Genomic DNA, 23,939 nt, shown 5'->3' with positions numbered 1-23,939 from the left:
GTCCTTTCAGGTCAGGGATGCGCAAAACCGCTGAATGCGAGTGCAGGCTTCAGTCAAGGCCGCATCCGAGGTCGCATAGCTGACACGGAAATTTGGCGACAGCCCAAAGGCCGCACCGAAAACGACGGCAACGTCTGCCTCTTGCAGCAACGCCGTGGCGAATGCCTCATCGCTGTCGATTGGTGTCCCAGCCGGCGTTGTCTTTCCGATCAGACCAGCAATCGACGGGTACACGTAAAAGGCCCCTTCAGGCGTCGGGCAGGTGATACCATCAATCTCGTTCAGCATCCGAACCACCAGATCACGCCGCCGTTTGAACGTCTCGTTATTGGGCGCAAGGAACGCTTGCGTTCCGTTCAAAGCCTCGACCGCGGCCCATTGGCTGACCGAACAGGGGTTCGACGTCGACTGCGACTGAATTTTGCGCATCGCTGCGATCAACTCTACCGGACCCGCCGCATAACCGATGCGCCACCCGGTCATGGCATAAGCCTTGGATACGCCATTGCACGTGAGTGTCCGATCATACAGACCCGGCTCAACCTCGGCCGGAGTACAGAACTCGAACCCGTCATAGGCCAGGTGTTCGTACATATCGTCCGACATGATCCACACATGCGGGTGTTTCATCAAAACGTCAGTCAGTGCCTTCAGTTCCGCCCGGCTGTATCCCGCCCCTGTCGGGTTGGACGGAGAGTTGAAGATGAACCACTTGGTGTTCGGCGTGATCGCGGCCTCAAGCTGTTCCGCCGTCAGCTTGAAACTGTTGGCCAAAGTTGTTTCGACCACGACCGGAGTGCCCCCGGCCAGCAACACCATATCCGGATAACTGACCCAGTATGGGGCAGGGATAACAACCTCATCCCCTTCGTTCATCGTCGCCATCAGGGCATTGTAGAGCGTTTGCTTGCCGCCAGTTCCCACCGAGATTTGTGCCGGTGTGTAGTCCAGCCCATGATCGCGCTTCATTTTCGCGCAAGCGGCCTGTTTCAACTCGGGGATACCATCAGGCGCGGTGTATTTGGTCTTACCTGCCGCGATCGCAGCAACGGCTGCGTCCTTGATGTTCTGAGGGGTGTCAAAATCCGGCTCCCCCGCGCTCAGGCCGATGACGTCCCGCCCCGCCGCTTTCAATTCCGCCGCTTTCGCGGTCATTGCGATCGTCGGTGATGGTTTTACGCGTGAGAGTGTCGCAGACAGGAAACTCATGGGTGCCCTCGGTTTGTATGTTCAACTTGTCTGTCATAGGGTGCGCCCGAATGACGATCAAGCGCTATGAATTCTGAGATTTGGAGACCCCGATGAACGATGAGAACGACTGGTACGGCCCGGAATCGGCCACGTTTGGCGACCGGTTGGCAGGCGCGCGCGAAGCCGCGGGGATGACGCAGTCGCAACTGGCACGCAGGCTGGGTGTAAAAAAGGCCACGATAGCCGCGTGGGAGAATGACCTTTCCGAGCCACGGGCCAACAGATTGTCGATGATGGCGGGTATGATCAATGTGTCGATCATGTGGTTGCTGACAGGCGAGGGCGAGGGCATGGATGCCCCGTTCGAGGCCGAGGAAGATGCCCCTGAACTGTCCGAAATCGTAGCCGAGCTGCGCTCGATCCGTGGTGAGATGCGGGCCAGTGCCGAGCGTGCGGCCAAGCTGGAAAAACGGGTCCGCCTCATGTTGGAGCAGGTGCAGTGACCGAACCGCGGGACGTCCGGATAAAACGGCTAAAGATGCGATCCATGCGGCGTGGGATCAAAGAGATGGATTTGATCCTGTCGGCCTATGCCGATCGCAACCTTGAGGCTATGACTGATGCCGATCTGGATCAGTATGACGCCCTTCTGCACGAGAACGATCAGGATCTCTATCAGTGGGTTACAGGGCAGTCAGCACCGCCCGAACAACACCGGGAACTTCTTTCTGATATCGCGCAAACATTTCAAAAATAAAGAAAATCCAGCTTAACTGATTTTTCGGTTTTTCGTTTCATTCTGCCTGAAACAGCGCGATTGAATCGGAGGATCGGATGAGTATGGAAATGCAGGTCTCCGCGCCGGAAACCAAGGGTTTCATGACCAGCTACCTGGAATCTCTTGCCCTTGTTGAGCGGTTGCACCGTTTGTTGCTGGACGTGATCAAGGATGAGTTCGAGCGCGTTGGCGTGCTTGAGATCAACGCGGTGCAGGCCTTGCTTTTGTTCAACATCGGCGACCACGAAGTCACGGCGGGTGAGCTCAAAAGCAGGGGTTATTATCAGGGAAGTAACGTGAGTTACAATCTCAAGAAGCTGGTAGAGATGGGGTATATGCATCACCAACGCTGTGAGATTGACAGACGTTCGGTGCGGGTGCGGTTGACGCCGCAGGGGCGCGAAATCCGCGACATCGTTTCCGACCTCTTCGCACGACATGCCGAAGGTTTGCAATCGCGTGGCGTACTGGGGTTAGAGGGGATCGACGAGATAACAACGTCTTTGCGTCGTGTTGAACGATACTGGACCGATCAGATCCGCTATATCTATTGATCAGGCTTGGTAAGCTGGCCCGCATCGGACAGGGTCAGGTTTTCCAATTCACGAAGTAATTTGCGGGTCATGGCTTCCTCGTAGGCTTCAAACCCCAAAGCAACTTCGACAAATGCATCTGGTCCCAGAATAACCCATGCCGAATAATAGGCTGACAGGTCGCCAACCTGCACGTATCGCTGGTCGCCATAGCTTGAGTCATCGGCCCCGATGACCAAGCCGTTAATCGTTATCCCAGACGAGAGGAGGGCGCGTTTCACCTCACGCGGGTTCGGGCCGATATTGTGTTTGCCGTCTCCGGACAGGTCCAATGTGCGTTTCCAACATGTCGATTGCTGCGCCAGAAGTTCGGCCCCAAACATCATGGCCGAGCCGACAGCAGTTCCTTGCGGGGCCGAGCTGCGCTTTACAGCCTTTAGTGAGGCACCAATTGCCTCCAGATCGCTCTGGGTGCGAATTTCGGTCCAGTCGACCAGCATGCGCTGATGGCTGGACTCGCTCCATTCAAATACAGCCAATCTGACCGGTGCGCCGCTATCAGAGAGGATCAGCTGTTCGATTTCAGGCTGACGCAGAGCAGAAGCCAGCCCATCAAGCTGCAGGCGATATTCGGCGCTGTCGACGGAACCTGAGACGTCCAATCCAAGAGCTAGTGCTTGCCTGCAATCTGACAGGGCCGGCCCCGCCGTCAGGAAGAATATCGCGGCCAGCGTGCGGATCATCTGATTTCCGGTTCGGTCAGCGCACCGATTTGGAGCCCTTGCAGTTCGCGTTCCAACTTTTTCCGCATTGCGCGTTCAAAATCCTCGAAACCCTGCGCGATTTCCAGAAAAGCACCGGGTCCGTGTAGAACGTTGTTTTCAAAGAAGGGTATAAGGAACAGCTCACCTTCGAAATCGGCGGCATTGATGACCAGCCCGTTCACGACCGTGTTGTTAAAAGGAAAGTGGCGATAAGCCGACTCTGGCCCGTACCCGTCATTGTTCGAGCCGTCTGCTGACAGATCAATCGTTTGAAACAGGCAGGGCGGGGCCTGTTGCATCAGCTGTGCGCCAAAGGCCAAAGCATAGCCCATTGCGGTTGCCGATACGCTGTCGGAGCGAACGGATTTCTGAACCGTACTTGCCGCGGCCAAAAGGTCCGCGCGCGTGCGGATCATGGTCCAATTCAGAATGACGTTCTGCGTGGTCCGCCCACTCCACTCATATACGGCCAGCGCGACTGGCATGGGCGAGGAAAAGAACGCCTCAGTCACCTCGGGCGCGATAAGGGCTGCTGCCAAGCCCTGACGTTGCAACGTGTCTTCGGTTGCATCCACGGATGTCGAGATATCCATGGCCAGCGCCAGCGCAAGACGGCAAGTCTCGGCCTTTAGGGGGCTGGCCAGAGCGGCCAAGCCCAGTGTTGCAAGCCAACGGATCACCAGTGACCGGTGCTTTCCATACTGGTCCAGGGTTCGGCTGGCTCCAAAGCCTCACCGTCTTGCAACAATTCGACCGAAATGTTGTCGGGAGACCTGACAAAAGCCATCCGTCCGTCACGCGGGGGGCGATTGATTACAACGCCATTGTCCTGCAGCTTTTGGCACATTTCGTAGATGTTATCGACACTGTAAGCCAGGTGGCCAAAATGGCGGCTATCGCTGGGCAGTTCATCATCCCCGTCCCAGTTGAATGTCAGCTCGATCGGGCAGTCTTCCTGCCCCGGAGGAGCCATGAAGATCAGCGAAAACCGGCCCTGTTCACTATCATACCGGCGCGTTTCCTTCAGGCCGAGTAACTCATAAAACGCCATGGATTTCTCCAGGTCCTTCACGCGGACCATGGTGTGGAGGTATTTCAGCCCCATTTGCGCTTTCCTTTCTATTCAGGTGGTCCACAGCACCTTAGCGCGCAAGCCAACCAAGTCGAGAGGCCGAGGGGACACATTTTGCAATTCCTGAAAATGGGTGCACATATCGCGGTTCCTGTCCGGTAATTCGCGAGATATAGTAGGCGGCGACTCATTGCTGGAAAGGAAATTTCATGCCGCTGTCCTCTGACCAACTGGCCGAGATCGAAGCGCAAAGGGCGCAATCGCATCCAACACGCCGCGTTGTGGCCGCGGGTATGGAAGACCATCTCTATACGGCGCATCAGGTGTTGGACCACGGTTTCGTGCGGGTCATCGATTATATGGGGGATGACGCAGCGATTTGTCAGGCGGCGCGTGTTTCCTATGGCAAAGGCACAAAGTCAGTTCAAAACGACGAAGGTTTGATCCGCTACCTGATGCGGCACTGGCACTCGACCCCGTTCGAGATGTGCGAGATCAAGCTGCACGTCAAGCTACCCGTTTTCGTGGCCCGCCAATGGATCAGGCACCGGACAGCGAACGTAAACGAGTATTCGGCTCGCTATTCGATTTTGGATCGTGAGTTCTATATTCCCGCGCCAGACCATGTCGCCGCACAGTCCGAGGTGAATAACCAGGGCCGTGGCGACGCCTTGCAGGGCGAAGAAGCCGCACGTGTTCTTGAGATGCTCAAGGCTGATAGCGCGCGTTGTTACGACAATTACGAAGCGATGATCAGTCAGGACGGTCAGCAGGGGCTGGCGCGCGAATTGGCGCGTATGAACTTGCCCGCGAACATCTACACGCAGTGGTATTGGAAGGTCGACCTGCACAACCTCTTTCATTTCCTGCGTTTGCGCGCTGACCCACACGCCCAATACGAAATTCGGGTTTATGCCGACACCATGTGCAAGATCGTCGCCGACTGGGTGCCCTTCGCCTACAAAGCATTTGAAGACTATCGGTTGGGTGCGGTGAACCTGTCTGCGCAGATGGTCGATAGCCTGCGCAGAATGTTGGCCGGAGAAACCGTGACACAGGAAAACTCTGGAATGACCGCGCGCGAATGGAGGGAGTTCGAAGCCGTCATTCGCAAGAGCTAGTCGCGCATATCATTTGTCTATACACTTTGTCATGAAGCTGTTACATTGGCTTCATGACGATTTTTTCCTGTATCCGATACGCATGCATTGCGTCGCTGCTTTGCTCTCCGGCTTTTGCAAAATCTCCGATTGCCGAAGTGCTTTGTGAGCCGACGTCGCACATGCATGACAAGCTAGAACGTCAGTTTGGATCGCAACGCACGGCGACAGGGGTGAGAAGCCCCGAGCAGGTCATGGAGGTCTGGACCAGCCAAAAAGGCGATTGGACGATGGTGGTAACCTATTCCACCGGAACATCCTGCATCGTTGCGATGGGCGAACACTGGCATGCTCATGCCGGTGAAAAACCTGCGCGAGGGTAAAGCAAGCTAAAAGTCCAAATTGGTCAACGGCCGGTAATTGGCCGTTGTCCTGTTCTGCTTGTTCCGCTGGGAGGGTGTATTACAACGGCTTCAAATCGGCTGCCATCTGGCGACCGTCGCGTCCGTCTTGCAATTCATATTGGACTTTTTGGTTGTCTGCGAGCCCGGTCAGACCAGACCGCTCGACGGCCGAGATATGAACAAATACGTCCTTGCCACCTTCGTCGGGGGCAATAAACCCATAGCCTTTAGTGGTATTAAACCATTTCACGGTGCCAGTTGGCATTTCCCGTGTCTCCTTCTACTTACACGTTGTCCCACAAAATTGGTGGGGGTAGTGATTGACGCCACCGCGACCCATCACCGCCTCGCCCACACGCCACGGCCCGGATTGCGTATTTCGTCTTTTTCAACATTGCACGGTGAAGTAAAAAATCAAGAATTACCGGAACACGTTGGCGATATTGCCCAAAATTAACACAAATGCAGGAGAAGCCCCCAAATGCGGCTTTATGGTCTGAAAACATGCGATACGTGTCGCAAAGCCCTGAAATCATTGCCAGAAGCAGAGTTCGTGGATGTTCGATCCCAAGGTGTTCCGGAATCCGTGCTGGAAGACGCCTTTTCACGCTTCGGCGAGGGTTTGCTCAATACACGTTCAACAACCTGGCGCGGATTAGATGAGCAGCAGCGTTCAACCCCACCGTTAGAATTGCTGAAAGAACATCCGACGCTGATGAAACGTCCCTTGATCGTGTCTGATAGCGGCATGTTCGTTGGTTGGACGGCAGAAACTAAGACCGCACTTGGCGTTTCCTGATTGGGTACTTATCTGCTCTGACGCAGGTAAGAGGATAGTACATGCGTAACGCAGCGATGATTTTGGGCGTCATTGCCGGTTTGATCGGCATGATGGTTGGCTTTGTGGGATATGGGTATGTCGAACTGATCGACCGTTTTGGCGAGATTGACGGGATCGCTGAGCAGGTCGACAACGCCCAATTGATAAAGGTCGCGTCCATCGTCGCCCCGCTATTGGCTTTGGTCGGTGGCGCAATGGCCCATGCGCGGGCGTTGGTCGGGGGGCTGCTTTTACTTATTTCGTCCGTGGGCATGTATTACGCGTTTGGCTTTAACGCGTTTACCATGTTCCCCGTGGCCTTCGCCGGAGTGGCGGGCCTCCTTGGGCTGGCCGCGGGTAAACCGGACGAGCCCAAGGCGCATTTCTAAATCACTTCAGGCGTAGGATGCGATCGATCGAGATCGGGCCTGCGCCGTTGATGATGATGACCAAAAACAGGAACGTCCACATCACGCGCTGATCCATCAGAGTGATTGCGTTGTCGAAAAGGCCACCCAGTTGGACGCCGTGTCCGGCAACGTCGACAATGGTCTGGACCCAAACAAACCCGATCATGGCCAGTGCCGCCACACGGGTCAGCAGGCCGACCAGCAACAACGCGGGCAGAACGAATTCAGCAACTGTGCCGAAAAAGATCACGATCCGCTGGAAAAACGTCATCTGAGTGACGTCATACAGTACCGCCTCGGCAGCCTTAGGGAAAATCTGACCAAAGGCACCGGCAGAGGCCGAGAAGATCGAGCCGTCAATCTTCAATGTGGCCGAGTTCCAGTAATACACAAGCAATACAGCAACAAAAACAAGCCGTGCCAGGGTCGGTGTCAGCCAGTTGGCTGAACTGTCGAGCCGTCCCAAGACGTTATTATGAAGAGTGATAAGGGCAGTCATTGTGCCAGCCTTTCGATAGTCACAGAAGTAATAGCGCCGCCTTGAAGCAGCAGCGCAAGGGTAGCCCCAAGATCAAAATCAGGGGTGGTTGCTGCAGTTTTTTCAAACGCCTGTCCGATCGTCAGACCGGCCTGCATATTGGCGATCCAATCCGCACCACCTAATGGCAACAAGTGCGGAGCAGGGTCATATTCCGGCCGCGTGACCAGAACGTCTTCGCTGCCAGCTTGTGGCTTGGGCGCGCCCTCGTGCGTGTTGAAACGCCAGATTGAGAAAATCGGCCATTCCGAACGCAGAATTTGCATCGCCGGGGCGAATTCCAGTTTTGCCTGCATCACGTCTTCGGGGGGGACAGCCAGCGCGTCCGCCGGGGCGGCATCGCTGTCGGCTGCATGGTATGAGGTGCGCATCGCCAGTTCCAGACGGGCAACATCCGGAAGGTAGGGCAAATGGGAAAGCTGATCCATCCCCGCTAGAAACTCTGGGAATGCCTCGCCATAGAACATCATCATGGGGCTTGTCGGAGGGTGCTTGCGCAGAAAGATACCAGACAAACCGTCCATGTTCTGCGTGCCGAGCAATTTGGTAATGACCGGAAACGCCTGATGCATGGCTTCGGTCAGCGAGACGGCCACATTGTTGCGGTAAACGCTAAAGCGACGGCCAGCCGGTTGTTCAGATGCATCCACCAGCCCATCTGGAACCGCCTCGGACGGGTTCAGGAGCGCTGTGTTAAATGTCGTCTGAGAAACGGTCATGCCGGAATACGCTCAAGGGCTGTTTGTGCGCGGATCGCTTCGTCTCGCAGCACGGGCCAGTCGGGAACGTCGGTGTCCCATTCAATCAAAACTGGTTTGGGGCCGGATTTCTCCAAAGCGTAATCCAAAAGCGCCCAGACCGGATCAACCACCTCGCGCCCGTGGCTGTCGATCAACAGCGGGTGCCCGTGGTCGTCTTCGTCTTCGTCATGCCCGCCCAAGTGGATCTCACCAACTTTGTCCAGCGGGTAAACATCAATATAGCCCTGCGGCGAGAAATCGAGGTTGGTGGCCGAGACGAACACATTGTTGACGTCCAGCAGCAAACCACAGCCAGTACGGCGTGAAATTTCCCGCAGGAAATCCGGCTCGGACCACGTGCTTTCCTCGAACGCCAAGTAGCTGGACGGGTTCTCAAGCAGCATTTGCCGCCCGACAACGTCCTGCACCTGGTCAATATGCTCGCAAATCCGCGAGAGGGTCGCGTCAGTGTAGGGTAGGGGCAGAAGGTCATTCAGAAAGTGACTGTCATGGGTCGACCAGGCCAGATGCTCTGAAAAGCTTGCCGGGTTCAGCCAACCCACAAGATGTTTCAGACGGGCCAGATGGTCTGCGTCCAACGGACCTTCGCCGCCGATGGACAGGCCTACACCATGCACCGAGATTGGAAACTGTTCCGACAAGTGGCGCAGCTGGGCCAGAGGGCGACCACCGTCGCCCATGTAGTTTTCGGCATGGATTTCCAGCCATGCAACTGGATGCGCGTGCTCAAGGATCTGTTGGAAATGCTGAGGCTTATACCCGACACCCGGTGCCGCAGGCAGCCTGTTTGATCGAATAGCGTTATCCAGCATTTTAACGTCCCCCAGTCACGACAAAGAGGCGGGCGCTGTTGCCCGCCCCTTCGATTTCGAGTTGCTCAGCCTTATGCGGGCAGGTCGCGGTCCAGCGGCTCCAGCGAACCTTTGCGATCCGAACCGTCTGCGGTCTGCGGCAGTTCGATATCGGCGCATGTGCCAGCGTCGACCAATGTCCAGGCGTTGCCCTGATAGTCAACGGTCGAGGTGCCTGCGCAGGTTGTACCTGGGCCAGCGGCGCAATCGTTTTCGCCTGCCAGCGAAACGCCATAGCATTTCTCTTTGGCTTGTGCGGATGCTGTGGTTGCCATGCCGGAAACGGCTGCTGCAACTGCGCTTGCAATAACGAGGGACTTAGCGGTGTTCGACATCTCGGTTATCCTTTTGATGACTGCGTATGTCTGTGTTTGACAATGACAAAGGTAGTCTTTCGAGGGCCGCAGTTAAATTCACGAGCCCGTGTCTCACAACCCCGTCAAAGACTGTCATGGCCCCTTGCAGGTTAACATATTGTTTTTAAAAACGAAAAAGGAAAATATTTCAATCTGGCCCCAATTTTGGGGCCAGATATCGGGCAGTTTAGTGCCGATTGTTACAGCAGATCGGGCGGAGTCGCGGCCTTGGCCAGCTCAATTGTTACAGCCTCAAGTGACTGAACCTGCGTTTGTTTCTCGCCCAGACGCCGAACACTGACCGTCCGTTCATCAACCTCGCGGTGTCCGACGGCCAAGATCACGGGTACTTTACCGACCGAGTGTTCGCGGACCTTGTAGTTGATCTTTTCGTTGCGGATGTCCGCTTCGGCCCGCACACCTGCGGCTTTGAGCGTTTCGACGACCTCATTGACGTAGCCATCTGCTTCGGACGTGATCGAGGCCACGACAACCTGACGCGGGGCCAACCAGAAGGGCAGCTTGCCTGCGTGTTCTTCGATCAGGATGCCGATGAAGCGTTCGAACGAACCCAGCGTCGCCCGGTGCAGCATGAAGGGGCGGTGTTTTGCACCATCTGCGCCGATAAAGCTGGCGTCCAGACGTTCGGGCAGGTTCGGGTCGACCTGCAGCGTGCCGCATTGCCATGTGCGTCCGATGGCATCAGTCAGAGTGAACTCCAGCTTGGGACCGTAGAACGCGCCTTCGCCTTCGAGGATTTCATACTCATAGCCAGCCGCCTTACAGGCGTCGCCAAGGGCCTTTTCGACCAGATCCCAGCTTTCATCCGACCCGATGCGCTTTTCCGGGCGGGTGGACAGTTTGATCGTCCAGTCGTGGAATCCGAGGTCAGCATAGACCTTGGAAAGGAAGGCGATGAATTTGGCGGTCTCAGATTCAATCTGATCCTCGGCGCAGAAGATATGTCCGTCATCCTGAGTGAAGCCACGCACCCGCATTATCCCATGCAAAGCGCCCGAGGGTTCATAGCGCGCACAGGAGCCGAACTCGGCCATACGCAGGGGCAGGTCGCGATAGGATTTCAGGCCCTGATTGAACACCTGCACGTGGCAGGGGCAGTTCATCGGTTTCAGCGCGTTGATCGCTTTTTCGCGGGCGTGTTCTTCGTCCACTTCGACGATGAACATGTTTTCCTGGTACTTGTCCCAGTGGCCTGAGGCCTCCCACAGTTTGCGGTCGACGACTTGCGGAGTGTTGACCTCGACATAGCCGTCGCGTTCCTGCATCCGGCGCATGTAGTCCTGTAGGGTGGTGTAGATTTTCCAGCCGTTCGGATGCCAGAAGATCTGGCCGGGGGCCTCTTCCTGCATGTGGAACAGGTTCATCTCGCGGCCCAGCTTGCGGTGGTCGCGTTTGGCGGCCTCTTCCAGCATGTGTAGGTGGGCTTTCAGCTTTTCCTTGCCAGTGAAGGCCACGCCGTAGATGCGTTGCAACATCGCGCGGTCGCTGTCACCACGCCAATAGGCACCGGCGATGGACATAAGTTTGAACGCATCGCCGGGCAGTTGGCCGGTGTGTTGCAGGTGCGGGCCACGGCAAAGATCCTGCCAGTGGCCGTGCCAATATATGCGCAGAGGTTCATCGCCGGGTATCGCTTCGATCAGTTCGACCTTATAGGGCTCATTATTGGCCTTGTAGAACTCGATCGCGCGGTCGCGGTCCCAGACTTCGGTGGTGACGGGGTCGCGCTTGTTGATGATCTCTTTCATCTTCTTCTCGATGAGGCCGAGATCTTCGGGCGTGAATGGCTCTTCGCGGTCAAAGTCATAGTACCAGCCGTTGTCGATCACGGGGCCGATGGTGACTTTGGTCGCGGGCCAGATTTCCTGCACGGCGCGGGCCATGACATGCGCCAGATCGTGGCGGATCAGTTCATTGGCCTGTTCCTCATCCTTCATGGTGTGGATGGCAATTTGCGCGTCTGCTTCGATGGGCCACTGCAAATCCCAGTGCTTGCCGTCGACCGTGGCCGAGATCGCCTTTTTGGCCAGAGAGGTCGAGATATCTGCTGCCACCTGCGCGGGTGTGATGCCTGCGTCATAGGATCGTGCGTTGCCATCGGGAAAAGTGAGAGAGACGGATTTTGAATCCAGGGCCATGTTGGCTCTCCTCGTCGGTTTGGCGCCCACTGAACGCCCGGTTGCGGGTTATTTGCGTTTGGCTGCTTTGGCAGGTGGGGGGGATTGTGTCAAGTGTCGTAGCGAGGGGCGCTGCCCCTCGCGCACCCCGGGATATTTTTAGCCAGATGAAGGGCGGATCGGGGAATTGCACTTGGGGGTGCGGCGTGCATGATGCAGGGAAAGCAAAGAGGGTTTTATGGCAGCGACTGAATTTTTAGAAACGGCGCAGGGGCGGCGGTTAGCGTATCACAAAACCGAGGGCACAGGGCCGACCATCGTTTTTCTGGGGGGGCTCAAGTCGGATATGGAGGGCACCAAGGCTGTGCATCTTGAGGCTTGGGCGCGGGCACAAGGGCGTGCTTTCTTGCGGTTTGACTATTCCGGTCATGGCGAAAGCTCGGGAAGCTTTGAGGATGGGTGTATTGGAGACTGGCATGAGGACACGGTGACTGCTGTATCGCAATTGACCGATGGGCCGCTGGTCGTCGTGGGCTCGTCGATGGGGGGGTGGCAGGCATTGCTGCTGGCCAAGGTCATGCCGGAACGAATTGAGGGTATGGTTACGATCGCGGCAGCGCCGGATTTCACCGAGGATGGATATTGGGCCTCCTTCTCGGACGCCCAGAAAAACCAGCTTGAAACAATTGGGTATGTGGAACTGCCGTCAGACTACATGGAGCCATACATCATCACAAAGAGGATGATCGAAGATGGGCGCCAAAGGCTTGTTTTGCGGGGTGAGTTGAACTTGCCTTTCCCGGTGCGGTTTTTGCAGGGAACTGCTGATACGGCTGTATCTACGGAAACTGCGGTACGTTTGTTGGAACATGCCGCGGGGCCTGATATGCGTCTGTTGCTGGTCAAGGATGCGGATCATCGGTTCTCTGACGGTCCGTGTCTTGGGATGATCGAGCGGGCCGTGTCAGAGGTGACGAACTCCGAATGATGCGCGTCTTGGTTCGTATTCTGGCAGTCGTTTTCGTCGCGGCCGGTTTGGCCTATTGGCTGGGCCCACGGGAAGAGGTCGATCTGAACCCCAGTTTTGACCCTCGCAAATTTGGCGAAGGCGTTCAGGTTTATTTTGAAAGCACAGAGTCCGCTTATGGCGACATTTTTCCAGGCGTTGAAAAACGCGTGATCTGGCAAGACGGTTTCAAAGAGCAACGAACGCCAGTTTCCGTTTTGTATTTACACGGGTTTTCCGCATCGTCCGAGGAAATACGCCCGGTTCCTGACCTCGTTGCGGACGCTTTGGGGGCCAATCTGGTTTACACAAGACTGCAAGGTCATGGTCGTGATGCATCAGCAATGGCCGAAGGTACGGCATCGGGGTGGATGAATGACCTGGCTGAGGGACTTGCCGCCGCGCGTGCGGTCGGTGAAAAGGTCGTCATTATCTCAACCTCGACAGGCGGTACCCTCGCCGTCATGGCCGCCTTGAACGAAGACTTGGGTCAGGACGTAGCCGGGATCGTTTTCATCTCACCAAACTTCGGCGTGAATACGGTAGGCGCGTGGATACCCGGCTTACCCTGGGCACGAAGCTGGTTGCCCCTGCTGACCGGCGAAATCCGGGACGTCAGCGGGCCTGACCCGGAAAAGAACATGTACTGGTCTTCGGTCTACCCGTGGGAGGCTGTCGTTCCTATGACGCGGCTTGTCGACGTGGTCTATGCGCAAGACTTCAGCGACGCGGCTGTGCCTGCGTTGTTCTGGTTTTCCAACGACGATCAGGTCGTGCGTCCTGACTTGACCCATAAGGTTGCCGATGCTTGGGGTGCGCCAGCAACGATACGTTTGGTGACGATGGGGCCGCGTGATGACCCGGCGTCGCATGTTATTGCTGGGCGCCTCATGTCGCCCGATCAAACAGAGGCGACAGTCACTGGTATACTGGATTGGCTTGGGTCTCTGGGTATCAAATGAAAAGGATGGGCGATGCGTAAGCCGGGAAGTATGTGGAGCCTTGAAACCTTGGGTCGCGTGCGATTGTCCCGGTATTTCTTCATGCGCGATTTCCTGTATTCTGAAATCGGGAACTATCACCAGATCCAAAACCTTCCGGAAAACCCAGACCTCGCCATCGAAACAGGACGCGCCCTTTGCCAGACCTTGTTGGACCCACTGGAAGAAACCTTTGGCCGGATCGCTGTTCGGTCAGGATACCGCGCGCCGTCGCTGAACCAATTTGGCAACGAAAACCGGCTGAATTGCGCACGAAACGACAACCCGATGGAATGCCATATCTGGGATAGGGCAGACGGGGATGCGCGAATTGCCGGGGCTTCGATCGTGATCCCCTGGTTTGCGGATCAGTATGAGGCCGGGCGGGATTGGCGTGATCTTGCGTGGTGGATGCACGATCATCTGGACTATTCGGAAATCTGGTTTTTCCCGAAACTATGTGCGTTCAACCTTGTCTGGCGACCAAAACCGCATCGCCGCATTGACAGCTACATTGCCCCGCGCGGGTGTCTTTTGCGACCGGGGGACCAGCCCCAAGAGGATATCAGAACGCGGCAACGCAGATACGCGGATTTTCCGACCTTTCGCGGCATACGCTACCCTTGAAGTTTCACTTGCTCACCTGCCCAAAACCTCTCATCTTGCGGGAAATGAAGCACAAAGTGGTCGAATTTAAGGAGGCCCTGCGTGATTGAACCGTTGGTGTTTTTGCCCGGATTTATGTGCGACGCACGGCTGTTTGGGGCCCAGATTCTCCACTTGTCCGATCGGCGTGCGGTTACTGTTGCACCAATATCCGGTGGAGAGCGCATTGAAGAAATCGCATCCGCTTTGCTGGATCAATTGCCTCATCGGTTTGCACTGGCGGGGTTCAGCATGGGCGGGGTCGTCGCGCTCGAGCTGGTACGCCGCGCGTCTGATCGCGTGTCACGTTTGTGCCTGATGTCGACCGATGCGCAAGCCGACACTCCGCAGATTGCAGCGGACCGCGAAGAACTTATCGTCGGTGCGAAATCGGGCCGTCTGGAAGAGGTTATGCACAAGATCATTGGAACCGAGACTCTAGCTCCGGGGCCAGCCCGTGTTCCTGTGATGAATGAGGTTATGGAGATGGCGTTGGGGCAGGGGCCTGATGTGTTCGAGCGGCAGATGCGCGCCTTGCAAAGGCGACCGGACCAGCAGCCGGCGCTAAGGCATATCAATGTGCCGACTTTGGTTTTGTGCGGTGCGCATGATCAGCTAACGCCCGTGAGAAAACACGCATTTATGGCGGATATGATCCCGAATGCAGAACTCAAGGTGATTGAGGACGCGGGCCACCTGCCACCGCTGGAAACTCCGGGCGCTGTAAGTGAGGCGCTTGAGGAATGGCTCAATATTCAGGTTAGATTGCCCTATCTGTAAAGAGCAGAACGTTCCGTTTTACTCAGGATCAGGGGCTCGCAAACCGGTTCGCTTGTGCCCGGTTTGAAAAACGGCGTGTTTTTCCAGCTGCCTGAGATGCGAGATTTCAGCACGCGCGATAGCATCCCGTAGATCGCAGGGCCGAGTTTTTCGTGCACTTGCTTGCCACCTGGCTTTGGAACAAAACCGCGGGTTGTGACGGGGCCCAATACCTTCGGGTCGGCCATGCGGTCGACAATGAAACCAGCGAATGGGAACTTTGGGGTGCGCGATGTCGTAGCCAATGGCGCGTTGCAGCATCTGGCGTACCACCGCAACATGCCGCGTGGGCTAAGCTGCATAACAGCAAGCTGTTCTGCGCCAGCGTCAATTCTGACCGCTTCCGGCAGCATCTGGAGGACTTCAACGGGTCCGGGTGCGGGGTCTGGTTGACCGAAATATAGCTGGGCCGCGCGGCAATCGTTGCAAAAGCATACAACATGCGTGCCCGACTTGACACCAGACCGGGTAAGCCGCCCACGCATCGTTCCGCAAGTGCAGGAAAAGGCGCTATCCGTCGCCTCGCCCATGCTCATTAAGGTTAAGCCACCTTGTTTTTGTTCGCGGCGCGTCGACGTGGTTTGCGGGAATTGGCGTTCATAAAGTCGATGACCAGCGGGCGGATATTGTCGCGCCAGCTGCGGCCTGCGAAAATGCCGTAATGGCCTGCGCCGGGTTCAACATGGCTGGCTTTTTTCGCTTCCGGCAACCCGGTGCAGAGGTCCAGCGCAGCGATACACTGGCCGGGCGCGGAAATGTCGTCATTGGCACCCTCGACCGTTTTGACAGCGACATCGGTAATCTTGCCGATATCCACTTTATGGCCGGCCACAACAAATTCATTGCGCGCTATTTCACGGTTTTTAAAGATCCGCTCGACAGTGGACAGATAGAACTCGGCTGTCATGTCCATCACGGCCAGATATTCGTCGTAGAAGCGGTTATGCGCGTCATGGTCTGACGCCTCACCGCGCATGACCCGCTGGATCTGATCGGTGAAGGCTTTGGTGTGACGCTCGGCGTTCATGGACATGAACGAGGCCAATTGCAGCAGGCCGGGATAAACCATACGGCCCACGCCTTTGTACTTGAAGCCCACGCGTTGAATCATGGTCTCTTCGAGTTGGCCCATCGTGACGCGGCGCCCAAAATCAGTGACATCCGTCGGGGTGGCGTCAGGGTCGACCGGGCCGCCGATCAGGGTCAGCGTGCTGGGCTGGGCCTTCGGCTCGACCTCTGCCAGATAGGCTGTTGCCGCCAGCGTCAGTGGGGCTGGTTGGCAAACGGCCACGACGTGGGTTTCCGGGCCGAGTTCCTTCATGAAATCGACAAGGTAAAGTGTATAGTCCTCGACATCGAACTTACCTTCCGACACGGGGATGTCGCGCGCGTTATGCCAGTCTGTGATGTAGACTTCGCAATTGACCAAAAGGCTTTTGACCGTGGACCGCAGCAGCGTGGAATAGTGACCGGACATGGGTGCCACGATCAATACCTTACGCGCTTGTTCGGCACGGCCGTTCACACGGAAATGGACAAGATCGCCAAACGGGCGTTCAAGAACAGGAACGATATCGACCAGATGGTCCTTACCATCCTCGCAGGTAAACGTCCGGATGCCCCAATCGGGCTTTACGATCATGCGCTGGAACGTCCGCTCGGTCACTTCGCCCCAAGCGGCCATCATGCTGAACGCGGGGTTTGGGACCATCGCAAAAATCGGGTAGGATGCCATCGAACTGGCTGTCGCACCCATCCATTGATTGGTGTTGCGCACGGTTTCCATCAGATCGTACGTCATCATGTATCGCATTGGATGGGCCTCCTGGATGTCAGCCTGATAGTTCGGACCATTCGTCGCTTTGCCCATAGGGTTCCGCGGCGTTATTCTGCATAGCAGCGAGACTAAGTGGGAATTGTTAAAATGACAACTACGGACGGCGATACGCCTCAGGTGGCCGAAGAAAACCTTGAAAAGCTTAAGGAAAATCTGGGTAAAGTTGAAGAGCTGTCCCGACGTCTGATGGAAGTCATGGCGGGAAAGAAACCACATACGCCTGCTTTGGACGGGCCGAATCAAGATCTTTTCGCACGAGCGGCAACGGCCTATTGGGCCGAGGCTTGGCAGAATCCGGCCAAGCTGCTTGAGCAGCAAGTGGAGTATTGGGGCAAGTCCGTTCTAAACTTTGCCGAAGCGCAAAAGGCGCTCGCTCAAGGTGGGGAATCGGTGCCGGATAGCCTGGTGCATGACAGGCGGTTCACCAACCCGATGTGGGAGACCAACCCCTATTTCCGTCTTATTCGCCAACAATATCAGACAAACGCCGATGCGCTGGCACAGGCGGTTGAATCGGTCGAAGACCTTGAAGCCAAGGACAAGCAACGCCTTCAGTACTTCTCGCAGCAGATTATTGACATGATGGCGCCGACCAACTTTTTGGCAACCAACCCCGACGCATTGGAAAAGGCGCTCGAGACCGAGGGTCAGTCGCTGATACAAGGGCTTGAGAACCTCGTATCCGACCTGGAAGCAAACAATGGCGAGCTGGTTGTAAAACTGGCTGATGACAGCGCATTTGAAGTTGGCGGGAACATTGCCACGTCGCCGGGTGATGTGGTGTTCCGGAACCGTATGATGGAACTGATCCAGTATAAGCCGGCCACTGAAACGGTTCATGAAACGCCGATTGTTTTGTTCCCACCTTGGATCAACAAGTTCTACATCCTCGATCTGAAAGCCCAGAACAGCATGATCAAATGGATCACCGAACAGGGATATACCCTATTCGTGGTCAGTTGGGTTAACCCGGATGCGTCCTATGCGGATGTCGGAATGGCCGATTATATCGAGGATGGCTTTCTGGCGGCGATCGAAGAGGCCAAGAAGATCTGCAAGGTCAAGCAAGTGAATGCTGTCGGTTATTGCATCGCCGGAACGACCCTGCACCTGACTCTTTCGCTGTTGAAACAGCGTGGGGACAAATCCGTCAAATCCGCAACCTTCTTTACAACCTTGACCGATTTTGGCGAGCAGGGAGAGTTCACGCCATTCCTACAGAACCATTTTGTCGACGGTATTGAGGACCACGTGGCGAAAGAGGGCGTATTGAATGCGTGGATAATGGGTCGCACAATGTCCTTCCTTAGGTCGCGCGATTTGGTCTATTCGCCCGCCATACGCAACTACATGATGGGCGAGACACCCCCGGCCTTTGATCTCTTGTTCTGGAATGGGGACGGATCAAACCTGCCGGGCAAGATGGCGGTCGAGTATTTGCGAGGGCTCTGCCAGTCGAATGACTTTGTCAGTGAAGGTTTCGACCTCATGGGGCACAAGCTGCATATCCGCGACGTGGATATTCCGCTTATGTCTATCACCTGCGAAACGGATCACATCGCCACGTGGAAAGACTGCTACCGCGGCTTTCAGCAGACGGGGTCACGCTCCAAGACCTTTGTCGTGTCCGAGTCCGGGCATATCGCAGGGATTGTGAACCCACCCAGCAAGAAAAAATACGGACACTATACCAACCCCGACATCAAGGCCGACGCGGACACTTGGTTGAAAGAGGCTGATTTCCACGAAGGATCGTGGTGGCCGATGTGGGAAGCCTGGTTGAAAAAGCGGTCCGGCAAGCAAGTGCCCGCGCGGGATACCGGCGATTCGGACCACCCAAGCCTTGCACCGGCGCCGGGGACCTATGTGAAGGTCAAAGCAAACCGCTGATTTCATTCTGAAACTAAAATTTTTCTGCGTTGCAGCAAGAAAAACCTTGCAATGCTGCGACGCAGCAATCATATTGTCGACATGCTGATGAAAACCGGGGTGGGCCCGGTTCGGCAAAAGGATTTAGGACAATGGCAAAGACTCAAGACTTTACCGCGACTCTGAAAGACATGATGGGTGCATTTCCCGTTGACACCACCGCTATGGAAGGCGCTTTCAAGTCGACCGCAACCCTGAACGAAAAGCTGTCTGGCGTTGCTCTGGAGGCGGCTGAAAAGTCGGCTGAGCTCTCCAACAAATGGACCAAAGACACTCTGGCCAAACTGGCTGAAATGTCGAAAGCAAAGGCAGAGCCTGCTGACTACGCAAAAGCTGCGACCGATTTCGCAAGCGCGTCGGCTGAAGTTGCTGCAGAGAACATGGCTGCTTTCGCAGAAATCGCGAAAAAAGTTCAGTCCGAAACCGTTGAGCTGCTGATGGCTGCCGGTAAGGACGCTGCAGAAGACGCAACTGCTGCTGTTAAGAAAGCTACGACCGAGGTAACTGCCGCTGCCAAGAAAGCTGCTGCTGCCAAGTAAGTTGTTAAGCCGCGAGGCGCACCCAATCCTCCCTTTAGGTGCAATCGCGTTGGGCGGGTCGAAAGACCTGCCCTTTCTTTTTGTTCTGCGCTCGCATAATCTCTGCTGCAACGCATCATTCCTTGGGGAGGATACCCGGTGTCGGAACAAGAAAAACCATTGCTGATCAAACGCTATGCCAGCCGCCGGCTGTATAACACCGAGACCAGCGACTACGTCACGCTTGAGGATATCGCTGCGTTCATCCGCGACGGTCGCGAGGTGCAGATCATCGACCTTAAAACCGGGGACGACCTGACACGGCAATACCTGCTGCAAATCATCGCCGAGCATGAAAGCCGAGGCGAGAACGTTTTGCCCGTCAACGTCCTGAACGATCTGGTACGCAGTTACATGCTGCCAGGTGGGGGTGTAATGCCGCAATTCCTGCAAAGCTCGTTCGAGATGCTGCGCGAAAGCCAGTCCAAAATGATGGAGAATATGAACGCGATGAACCCGATGTCGCAGATGCCCGGGTTCGAGGCGATGCAGGCTCAGCAACAAGCGTTCCTAAAGGCGATGACAGGTGGATTGTCCGGTGGTTGGACGGGCGGCGATGCCGACGACGGTGCCAAACCAGAGGGCAAAGAAGATCTGGATGACATCAAGAAACAACTGGCAGAGCTGCAGCAGAAGTTATCGAAACTGAACTGAGTATCCAGCACAAAACGCAAATGGGCCCGCCGGTAAAAGCGGGCCCTTTTGCGTTGTTTCTATCTGATCAGGTGCCGAATGCGACGACGGGTGCTGTCACCTCACCGACAGAGGCCAGTATGATATCGGCGATCACATCCAATTCTGCGCGTGTCAGACGAACGGGAAGCCGGACGTCGCAGGCTTTCATCAGCATGTCTTGCGTCTGCGGCAGATCAAACTGTTCAGGCAGGAACTGCCAGTTCCAGAACGCACGGGCATTGTCCTGGCTCAGACCAAAGACCTGAACCTTGACGCCGCGCGCCTCGGAAGCCGCAGCAAAGGCGCGAATGTCTTCGTCGCTGAGGCCAACAAGGTTGAACTGAATCGAATCTGGTGCACGACGCTCGGGTGCCAGAGGGGCGGGGACGTCAATAAAGGGCGAAGTATTTAGACGTTCGGCGACATAGTCATGATTTGCCAGTCCGTCCTTCACGCGGCGCGCCAATTCAGGAATCTGTGGGCGGATAACGGCGGCGCTCAGATTGCTCATACGCAGGTTATACAATGGCAGTTTGTTCTGCCACCGGACAAAAGCCTGTTCCAACTCGGGAGAGTTGTCGCCACGCGGCCCTTTATGCTTTTTCCAGTTGTGTTCGTATGCGCCGGACATGATCACTGCACGGGCCACCAGATCGGCGTCGTCGGTGATCAGGATGCCACCTTCACCGGCATTTATCATCTTGTACGACTGGAATGAGAAACACCCGATCTTGCCGATGGTGCCGATATTGCGCCCATGCCACGTGGTGCCCAGCGAATGCGCCGCGTCTTCTATGACGGGTATATCGCGCGCGGTACACAAGGCCATGATCGCGTCCATGTCCGAGGTATGTCCGCGCATGTGGCTGATGATGACGGCTTGAACACTGTCCAGCTTGGCCTCGAAATCGGTCAAGTCGATCCGGTAGTTCTCGCCCACTTCGCAGAGCACCGGAATGCAATCAGCGTGCACAATCGACGATGGTACCGCAGCGAAGGTAAATCCGGGGATCAATACCCGCGCGTCGCGGGGCAGGTCCAACGCTTTCAAAGACAGAAACAAAGCGGCTGAACAGGACGAAACTGCCAGAGCGTATTTCGATCCCAGCAACTCTGCGAATTCACTTTCCAACAGAGCAACCGGCGCATCTTGCGGTGCGGTATAGCGAAACAGGTCGCCCGATTGCATCAGAGCGTCAATCGCCTCGCGGGCAGCTGCTGGGATGGGTTCGGCGTCATGAACGTTTGGAGGAAGTGTCATATTTGATTTTCCCAAATTCTACCTTTGGGAAAGATAAAGCTAATCAAATGACAATCCAAGCCTTCATTCGCGGGGGCGGCAAAATTTCACCAATTTGTCGTACTTGATGTGGCAATCGCAACGCGGTTCGAAAATGTGTCTTGCTTCTGTTGGGAAAGTCGGGTGGCAATGACACAATCTAAAGAATGCATTTCACTATTCGGATTGTTGCCTTCATGCTGGCCCGGCTCGCTATTTCACTGTTCTTTTTGGCTCTGCCGGCACATGCCCAATATGATCTGACCGACGGAACCGAGGTCTCCCCGCTTGAAATGTTTCAGGAATGCGATGTCTGCCCCGAGATGATCGTGTTGCCGTTGGGAGAGTTTCTGATGGGTGCCCCATCGGGAGAATCCAAGCGTAACTTCCATTGGGACAATAAGGGGTTCCGTCTCGCGACACCGGAAGAGCCGTATATTGCACATCACGAAGGTCCAGTTCACCCGGTTAGGATCGAGATGCCTATCGCAATGGCGCGAAATGAAGTGACCCATGACCAATGGATGGCCTGCGTGAACGATGGAGGTTGTGGGGGGTATATCCCGCGTGCTTGCATACCGCGCTCTGATGGATCCTGTCTAGAAACCCAAGGTAGTCACCCAGTCTTCAACGTTTCGTTTTTGGATGGGGTCGCTTACACTCGTTGGTTAAACGACAAAGTCGGAGCAAATGTGTACCGTTTGCCCACTGAGGCAGAATGGGAATATGCAGCGCGGGCAGGAACTCAGACACCGTTTGCTCAAGGAGAGGAAGTCACTACCGATCAGGTTAATTTTCACGGTAAACCCACCGAAGAAATGCTGGGCGTAAAGCGTCCAGATTTAGCTAGGAGAGGCCATCCGGTCCCTGTTGAAGAGCTTGATGCGGCCAACGCTTGGGGCTTCCGGCATATGTCAGGGAATGTAGCCGAGATAACTATGACATGTTGGAGTGATCGGCACAAAACTTGGAACTCGTCCAGCGTGTACCTCGAAATGTCAGTTTCGGCAGATTGTGACGAGAGAGTTGGCCGTGGTGGAACGTACTGGACGGCAATGGATTTCTCTCGCGTTGCCACGCGTGGTCCAATACGGGCGGACGCCAGATCGCAGTCTAACGGTTTTCGAGTGTTGCGAGAGTTTACACCGCCGCGTTTGGCTACTTTTCAATCACAATCCCAGTCTATCCCTTAGCGCGAACCACGTCATCGCCAACACCAGCAGGGGACTGCGCAGGGTGGGACCTCCAGGGAAGGGTAGGGCGGGGACGCGGGACATGGTGTCGAACCCTTCGGCCTGCCCTTGGATGGCCAGTGCCATTAACTGACCGGCGTGGGTCGCGGTGCCGACCCCGTGGCCGGAATAGCCCGAGGCCGACAGGATGTTGGGCGCAACCCGCGTCAGATAGGGCATGCGGCGCATGGTGATCCCCAAGGTGCCGCCCCAGGCGTAGTCAATCTTTACGTCCCTCAGATGCGGGAAAATCTCGGTCATTGGCTTGCGGACCTTGGCCGCAATGTCGGCTGGAAATCGATAGCCATAGCTTTCTCCGCCACCGAATAGCAGTCGGTTATCGGCACTGAGGCGAAAGTAATTCACCACGAATTTGGTATCGGCCACCGCCACGTCCCGCGTCAAAACGCGGGCTGCTTCGGTGCCCAGCGGTTCGGTGGCGGCGATAAAGTTGTTGATCGGCATAACGCGCGCTGCGACTTTACCGTTCAGATTACCCAGATACCCATTGCAGGCCAGAATGACATGGTCGGCTGTCACTTTGCCCTGTTCGGCGTGGACAATGGCGGGCGAGGTTTCCTCGACCCCCGTCACCTCGGTGCTTTCGTAAATTCGCACCCCGGCCTGAGCTGCTGCGCGTGCAAGGCCCACCGCATAATTCAACGGATGCAGATGCGCGGCACCCATGTCCAGATAACCGCCCCTGTAAGAGGGTGAGGGGCAAAGACCGTGGCCCGCGCCTTCGTCCAGCAGCTCCATCTGGTCATAGCCATAGCGTTCAGACAGATGCGCGGCGTGGTCATGCAGTTCTTGTTGCTCTTTGCTGGACAGGCCCAGAACGGCGACGCCCGGTTTCAGATCACATGCGATTTGATGTTTCGCGATCAGCGATTTGACGAGCGCCTTGGCGTCCTCGGCCAGATCCCATAGCTTTGCCGCGTCGTCATCGCCGACCAACCGCTCAAGGTCTTCCTGATCCATCCGCTGCGCGCTGCCCAACTGACCGCCATTTCGACCCGACGCGCCGAAGCCCACGCGATGCGCCTCGAGCAGAGCGACGTCGAACCCGGCCTCGGCCAGATGCAGCGCGGCGGACAGGCCGGTGTAGCCACCGCCCACGACACAGACATCAGCCTTGATGTCTTGCTTCAGGACAGGAAACCGGTCGATCGGATTGGCTGTCGCTGCGTACCAACTGGCCGGGTATTCAGCCTTTCGGTCATTAGAATAGAGCAGGTTCATT

General features: G+C 56.1%; 29 protein-coding genes. 15 read left to right on the top strand and 14 right to left on the bottom strand.

What is annotated here, in order from left to right:
* Positions 1 to 6: 6 nt before the first annotated feature.
* Positions 7 to 1,209, bottom strand: coding sequence for a pyridoxal phosphate-dependent aminotransferase (locus tag ACR0DG_RS03275; protein WP_480694264.1), 1,203 nt, complete (start codon positions 1,207 to 1,209; stop codon positions 7 to 9).
* A 92-nt stretch (positions 1,210 to 1,301) separates the two neighbouring features.
* Between ACR0DG_RS03275 and ACR0DG_RS03270 the strand changes: the two genes are divergently transcribed.
* From ACR0DG_RS03270 to ACR0DG_RS03260, 3 genes are all read left to right on the top strand, one after another.
* Positions 1,302 to 1,694: a helix-turn-helix domain-containing protein gene (locus ACR0DG_RS03270; RefSeq protein ID WP_480694262.1), complete on the top strand. Its 393-nt coding sequence runs from the start codon at positions 1,302 to 1,304 to the stop codon at positions 1,692 to 1,694.
* Positions 1,691 to 1,948, top strand: coding sequence for a succinate dehydrogenase assembly factor 2 (locus tag ACR0DG_RS03265; protein WP_480694260.1), 258 nt, complete (start codon positions 1,691 to 1,693; stop codon positions 1,946 to 1,948). The genes ACR0DG_RS03270 and ACR0DG_RS03265 overlap by 4 nt, the downstream gene beginning before the upstream one ends.
* A gap of 77 nt (positions 1,949 to 2,025) precedes the next feature.
* Positions 2,026 to 2,523, top strand: coding sequence for a MarR family winged helix-turn-helix transcriptional regulator (locus ACR0DG_RS03260; RefSeq protein WP_480694258.1), 498 nt, complete (start codon positions 2,026 to 2,028; stop codon positions 2,521 to 2,523).
* Here the strand turns inward: ACR0DG_RS03260 and ACR0DG_RS03255 are convergent.
* From ACR0DG_RS03255 to ACR0DG_RS03245, 3 genes are read right to left on the bottom strand one after another with little or no spacing between them, the layout of a single operon-like run.
* The gene (locus tag ACR0DG_RS03255; protein WP_480694256.1) at positions 2,517 to 3,245 is read right to left on the bottom strand and encodes a DUF1194 domain-containing protein; all 729 of its coding nucleotides are present in this window, start codon (positions 3,243 to 3,245) and stop codon (positions 2,517 to 2,519) included. The genes ACR0DG_RS03260 and ACR0DG_RS03255 overlap by 7 nt on opposite strands.
* Positions 3,242 to 3,946, bottom strand: a complete 705-nt coding sequence (locus ACR0DG_RS03250; protein WP_480694254.1) for a DUF1194 domain-containing protein — start codon at positions 3,944 to 3,946, stop codon at positions 3,242 to 3,244. The genes ACR0DG_RS03255 and ACR0DG_RS03250 overlap by 4 nt, the downstream gene beginning before the upstream one ends.
* Complete coding sequence (locus tag ACR0DG_RS03245; protein WP_480694252.1) at positions 3,943 to 4,371, bottom strand: VOC family protein; 429 nt, start codon at positions 4,369 to 4,371, stop codon at positions 3,943 to 3,945. The genes ACR0DG_RS03250 and ACR0DG_RS03245 overlap by 4 nt, the downstream gene beginning before the upstream one ends.
* Positions 4,372 to 4,547: 176 nt before the next feature.
* Here ACR0DG_RS03245 and thyX point away from each other — a divergent pair, with 176 nt between their 5' ends.
* Both thyX and ACR0DG_RS03235 read left to right on the top strand, forming a co-directional pair.
* A complete protein-coding gene (gene thyX, locus ACR0DG_RS03240; protein WP_058280711.1) occupies positions 4,548 to 5,459 on the top strand; it encodes an FAD-dependent thymidylate synthase in 912 nt (303 codons plus the stop codon).
* Positions 5,460 to 5,512: 53 nt separating this feature from the next.
* Complete coding sequence (locus ACR0DG_RS03235; protein ID WP_480707036.1) at positions 5,513 to 5,821, top strand: hypothetical protein; 309 nt, start codon at positions 5,513 to 5,515, stop codon at positions 5,819 to 5,821.
* Positions 5,822 to 5,900: 79 nt separating this feature from the next.
* Here ACR0DG_RS03235 and ACR0DG_RS03230 read toward each other — a convergent pair whose 3' ends face one another.
* Positions 5,901 to 6,107 (bottom strand): cold-shock protein, encoded by a 207-nt coding sequence (locus ACR0DG_RS03230; RefSeq protein ID WP_170652516.1) that lies wholly within the window; start codon positions 6,105 to 6,107, stop codon positions 5,901 to 5,903.
* A 216-nt stretch (positions 6,108 to 6,323) separates the two neighbouring features.
* Here ACR0DG_RS03230 and ACR0DG_RS03225 point away from each other — a divergent pair, with 216 nt between their 5' ends.
* Together ACR0DG_RS03225 and ACR0DG_RS03220 are read left to right on the top strand one after the other, a co-directional pair.
* Positions 6,324 to 6,641, top strand: a complete 318-nt coding sequence (locus tag ACR0DG_RS03225; protein ID WP_480694248.1) for an ArsC/Spx/MgsR family protein — start codon at positions 6,324 to 6,326, stop codon at positions 6,639 to 6,641.
* 41 nt (positions 6,642 to 6,682) lie between these two features.
* Positions 6,683 to 7,051, top strand: coding sequence for a hypothetical protein (locus ACR0DG_RS03220; RefSeq protein ID WP_480694247.1), 369 nt, complete (start codon positions 6,683 to 6,685; stop codon positions 7,049 to 7,051).
* Position 7,052: 1 nt separating this feature from the next.
* Here the strand turns inward: ACR0DG_RS03220 and ACR0DG_RS03215 are convergent, their stop codons facing one another.
* The 5 genes from ACR0DG_RS03215 to thrS all read right to left on the bottom strand — a co-directional run bounded on the left by ACR0DG_RS03215 (position 7,053) and on the right by thrS (position 11,737).
* Positions 7,053 to 7,571: a hypothetical protein gene (locus tag ACR0DG_RS03215; RefSeq protein ID WP_480694245.1), complete on the bottom strand. Its 519-nt coding sequence runs from the start codon at positions 7,569 to 7,571 to the stop codon at positions 7,053 to 7,055.
* The gene (locus ACR0DG_RS03210; RefSeq protein ID WP_480694243.1) at positions 7,568 to 8,329 is read right to left on the bottom strand and encodes an HvfC/BufC family peptide modification chaperone; all 762 of its coding nucleotides are present in this window, start codon (positions 8,327 to 8,329) and stop codon (positions 7,568 to 7,570) included. The genes ACR0DG_RS03215 and ACR0DG_RS03210 overlap by 4 nt, the downstream gene beginning before the upstream one ends.
* Entirely contained in the window at positions 8,326 to 9,183 is an 858-nt protein-coding gene (gene bufB, locus ACR0DG_RS03205) for an MNIO family bufferin maturase (RefSeq protein ID WP_480694241.1), read from the bottom strand. The genes ACR0DG_RS03210 and bufB overlap by 4 nt, the downstream gene beginning before the upstream one ends.
* Before the next feature lie 71 nt (positions 9,184 to 9,254).
* Positions 9,255 to 9,557 (bottom strand): BufA1 family periplasmic bufferin-type metallophore, encoded by a 303-nt coding sequence (locus tag ACR0DG_RS03200; RefSeq protein WP_480694239.1) that lies wholly within the window; start codon positions 9,555 to 9,557, stop codon positions 9,255 to 9,257.
* A 221-nt stretch (positions 9,558 to 9,778) separates the two neighbouring features.
* Positions 9,779 to 11,737: a threonine--tRNA ligase gene (gene thrS, locus ACR0DG_RS03195; RefSeq protein WP_480694237.1), complete on the bottom strand. Its 1,959-nt coding sequence runs from the start codon at positions 11,735 to 11,737 to the stop codon at positions 9,779 to 9,781.
* Between the two features lie 217 nt (positions 11,738 to 11,954).
* Between thrS and ACR0DG_RS03190 the strand changes: the two genes are divergently transcribed.
* The 4 genes from ACR0DG_RS03190 to ACR0DG_RS03175 all read left to right on the top strand — a co-directional run bounded on the left by ACR0DG_RS03190 (position 11,955) and on the right by ACR0DG_RS03175 (position 15,127).
* A complete protein-coding gene (locus tag ACR0DG_RS03190; protein ID WP_480694235.1) occupies positions 11,955 to 12,704 on the top strand; it encodes an alpha/beta fold hydrolase in 750 nt (249 codons plus the stop codon).
* Positions 12,701 to 13,684 carry an alpha/beta hydrolase gene (locus tag ACR0DG_RS03185; protein WP_480694233.1) on the top strand — a complete coding sequence of 328 codons (984 nt, stop codon included), beginning with the start codon at positions 12,701 to 12,703 and terminating at the stop codon, positions 13,682 to 13,684. Before ACR0DG_RS03190 ends, ACR0DG_RS03185 begins: the two co-directional genes overlap by 4 nt.
* Positions 13,685 to 13,714: 30 nt before the next feature.
* Positions 13,715 to 14,329, top strand: coding sequence for a hypothetical protein (locus ACR0DG_RS03180; RefSeq protein ID WP_480694979.1), 615 nt, complete (start codon positions 13,715 to 13,717; stop codon positions 14,327 to 14,329).
* Positions 14,330 to 14,410: 81 nt separating this feature from the next.
* Positions 14,411 to 15,127 carry an alpha/beta fold hydrolase gene (locus tag ACR0DG_RS03175; RefSeq protein WP_480694231.1) on the top strand — a complete coding sequence of 239 codons (717 nt, stop codon included), beginning with the start codon at positions 14,411 to 14,413 and terminating at the stop codon, positions 15,125 to 15,127.
* Here ACR0DG_RS03175 and ACR0DG_RS03170 read toward each other — a convergent pair.
* Entirely contained in the window at positions 15,118 to 15,702 is a 585-nt protein-coding gene (locus tag ACR0DG_RS03170) for a DUF6151 family protein (RefSeq protein WP_480694229.1), read from the bottom strand. The two genes, ACR0DG_RS03175 and ACR0DG_RS03170, sit on opposite strands and share 10 nt — an antisense overlap.
* A 5-nt stretch (positions 15,703 to 15,707) precedes the next feature.
* A complete protein-coding gene (phaZ, locus tag ACR0DG_RS03165) occupies positions 15,708 to 16,979 on the bottom strand; it encodes a polyhydroxyalkanoate depolymerase (protein WP_480694227.1) in 1,272 nt (423 codons plus the stop codon).
* Positions 16,980 to 17,090: 111 nt separating this feature from the next.
* On the opposite strand from phaZ, the gene phaC reads away from it, so the two are divergent.
* The 3 genes from phaC to phaR all read left to right on the top strand — a co-directional run bounded on the left by phaC (position 17,091) and on the right by phaR (position 20,164).
* Positions 17,091 to 18,893, top strand: coding sequence for a class I poly(R)-hydroxyalkanoic acid synthase (gene phaC / locus ACR0DG_RS03160; protein WP_480694225.1), 1,803 nt, complete (start codon positions 17,091 to 17,093; stop codon positions 18,891 to 18,893).
* Between the two features lie 131 nt (positions 18,894 to 19,024).
* Complete coding sequence (locus tag ACR0DG_RS03155) at positions 19,025 to 19,471, top strand: phasin family protein (RefSeq protein ID WP_480694223.1); 447 nt, start codon at positions 19,025 to 19,027, stop codon at positions 19,469 to 19,471.
* A 138-nt stretch (positions 19,472 to 19,609) separates the two neighbouring features.
* The gene (gene phaR / locus ACR0DG_RS03150) at positions 19,610 to 20,164 is read left to right on the top strand and encodes a polyhydroxyalkanoate synthesis repressor PhaR (protein ID WP_480694222.1); all 555 of its coding nucleotides are present in this window, start codon (positions 19,610 to 19,612) and stop codon (positions 20,162 to 20,164) included.
* A gap of 67 nt (positions 20,165 to 20,231) precedes the next feature.
* Here the strand turns inward: phaR and ACR0DG_RS03145 are convergent, their stop codons facing one another.
* Entirely contained in the window at positions 20,232 to 21,446 is a 1,215-nt protein-coding gene (locus tag ACR0DG_RS03145; protein ID WP_480694220.1) for a DegT/DnrJ/EryC1/StrS family aminotransferase, read from the bottom strand.
* Between the two features lie 185 nt (positions 21,447 to 21,631).
* Between ACR0DG_RS03145 and ACR0DG_RS03140 the strand changes: the two genes are divergently transcribed.
* Positions 21,632 to 22,657 carry a formylglycine-generating enzyme family protein gene (locus ACR0DG_RS03140; protein WP_480707034.1) on the top strand — a complete coding sequence of 342 codons (1,026 nt, stop codon included), beginning with the start codon at positions 21,632 to 21,634 and terminating at the stop codon, positions 22,655 to 22,657.
* Here ACR0DG_RS03140 and ACR0DG_RS03135 read toward each other — a convergent pair.
* Positions 22,634 to 23,938, bottom strand: coding sequence for an NAD(P)/FAD-dependent oxidoreductase (locus ACR0DG_RS03135; RefSeq protein WP_480694216.1), 1,305 nt, complete (start codon positions 23,936 to 23,938; stop codon positions 22,634 to 22,636). The two genes, ACR0DG_RS03140 and ACR0DG_RS03135, sit on opposite strands and share 24 nt — an antisense overlap.
* Between the last annotated feature and the right edge of the window lies 1 nt (position 23,939).

Source organism: Ruegeria sp. BG8 (genome assembly GCF_056538325.1).
This window is presented reverse-complemented; position numbering and strand designations above follow the sequence as displayed.

Coding starts and splice junctions, on each gene's coding strand:
- ACR0DG_RS03275 (WP_480694264.1), bottom strand. CDS start 1,209: ATGAGTTTCCTGTCTGCGACACTCTCACGCGTAAAACCATCACCGACG.
- ACR0DG_RS03270 (WP_480694262.1), top strand. CDS start 1,302: ATGAACGATGAGAACGACTGGTACGGCCCGGAATCGGCCACGTTTGGC.
- ACR0DG_RS03260 (WP_480694258.1), top strand. CDS start 2,026: ATGAGTATGGAAATGCAGGTCTCCGCGCCGGAAACCAAGGGTTTCATG.
- ACR0DG_RS03255 (WP_480694256.1), bottom strand. CDS start 3,245: ATGATCCGCACGCTGGCCGCGATATTCTTCCTGACGGCGGGGCCGGCC.
- ACR0DG_RS03245 (WP_480694252.1), bottom strand. CDS start 4,371: ATGGGGCTGAAATACCTCCACACCATGGTCCGCGTGAAGGACCTGGAG.
- thyX (WP_058280711.1), top strand. CDS start 4,548: ATGCCGCTGTCCTCTGACCAACTGGCCGAGATCGAAGCGCAAAGGGCG.
- ACR0DG_RS03235 (WP_480707036.1), top strand. CDS start 5,513: ATGACGATTTTTTCCTGTATCCGATACGCATGCATTGCGTCGCTGCTT.
- ACR0DG_RS03230 (WP_170652516.1), bottom strand. CDS start 6,107: ATGCCAACTGGCACCGTGAAATGGTTTAATACCACTAAAGGCTATGGG.
- ACR0DG_RS03225 (WP_480694248.1), top strand. CDS start 6,324: ATGCGGCTTTATGGTCTGAAAACATGCGATACGTGTCGCAAAGCCCTG.
- ACR0DG_RS03220 (WP_480694247.1), top strand. CDS start 6,683: ATGCGTAACGCAGCGATGATTTTGGGCGTCATTGCCGGTTTGATCGGC.
- ACR0DG_RS03215 (WP_480694245.1), bottom strand. CDS start 7,571: ATGACTGCCCTTATCACTCTTCATAATAACGTCTTGGGACGGCTCGAC.
- ACR0DG_RS03210 (WP_480694243.1), bottom strand. CDS start 8,329: ATGACCGTTTCTCAGACGACATTTAACACAGCGCTCCTGAACCCGTCC.
- bufB (WP_480694241.1), bottom strand. CDS start 9,183: ATGCTGGATAACGCTATTCGATCAAACAGGCTGCCTGCGGCACCGGGT.
- ACR0DG_RS03200 (WP_480694239.1), bottom strand. CDS start 9,557: ATGTCGAACACCGCTAAGTCCCTCGTTATTGCAAGCGCAGTTGCAGCA.
- thrS (WP_480694237.1), bottom strand. CDS start 11,737: ATGGCCCTGGATTCAAAATCCGTCTCTCTCACTTTTCCCGATGGCAAC.
- ACR0DG_RS03190 (WP_480694235.1), top strand. CDS start 11,955: ATGGCAGCGACTGAATTTTTAGAAACGGCGCAGGGGCGGCGGTTAGCG.
- ACR0DG_RS03185 (WP_480694233.1), top strand. CDS start 12,701: ATGATGCGCGTCTTGGTTCGTATTCTGGCAGTCGTTTTCGTCGCGGCC.
- ACR0DG_RS03180 (WP_480694979.1), top strand. CDS start 13,715: ATGTGGAGCCTTGAAACCTTGGGTCGCGTGCGATTGTCCCGGTATTTC.
- ACR0DG_RS03170 (WP_480694229.1), bottom strand. CDS start 15,702: ATGAGCATGGGCGAGGCGACGGATAGCGCCTTTTCCTGCACTTGCGGA.
- phaZ (WP_480694227.1), bottom strand. CDS start 16,979: ATGCGATACATGATGACGTACGATCTGATGGAAACCGTGCGCAACACC.
- phaC (WP_480694225.1), top strand. CDS start 17,091: ATGACAACTACGGACGGCGATACGCCTCAGGTGGCCGAAGAAAACCTT.
- ACR0DG_RS03155 (WP_480694223.1), top strand. CDS start 19,025: ATGGCAAAGACTCAAGACTTTACCGCGACTCTGAAAGACATGATGGGT.
- ACR0DG_RS03145 (WP_480694220.1), bottom strand. CDS start 21,446: ATGACACTTCCTCCAAACGTTCATGACGCCGAACCCATCCCAGCAGCT.
- ACR0DG_RS03140 (WP_480707034.1), top strand. CDS start 21,632: ATGCATTTCACTATTCGGATTGTTGCCTTCATGCTGGCCCGGCTCGCT.
- ACR0DG_RS03135 (WP_480694216.1), bottom strand. CDS start 23,938: ATGAACCTGCTCTATTCTAATGACCGAAAGGCTGAATACCCGGCCAGT.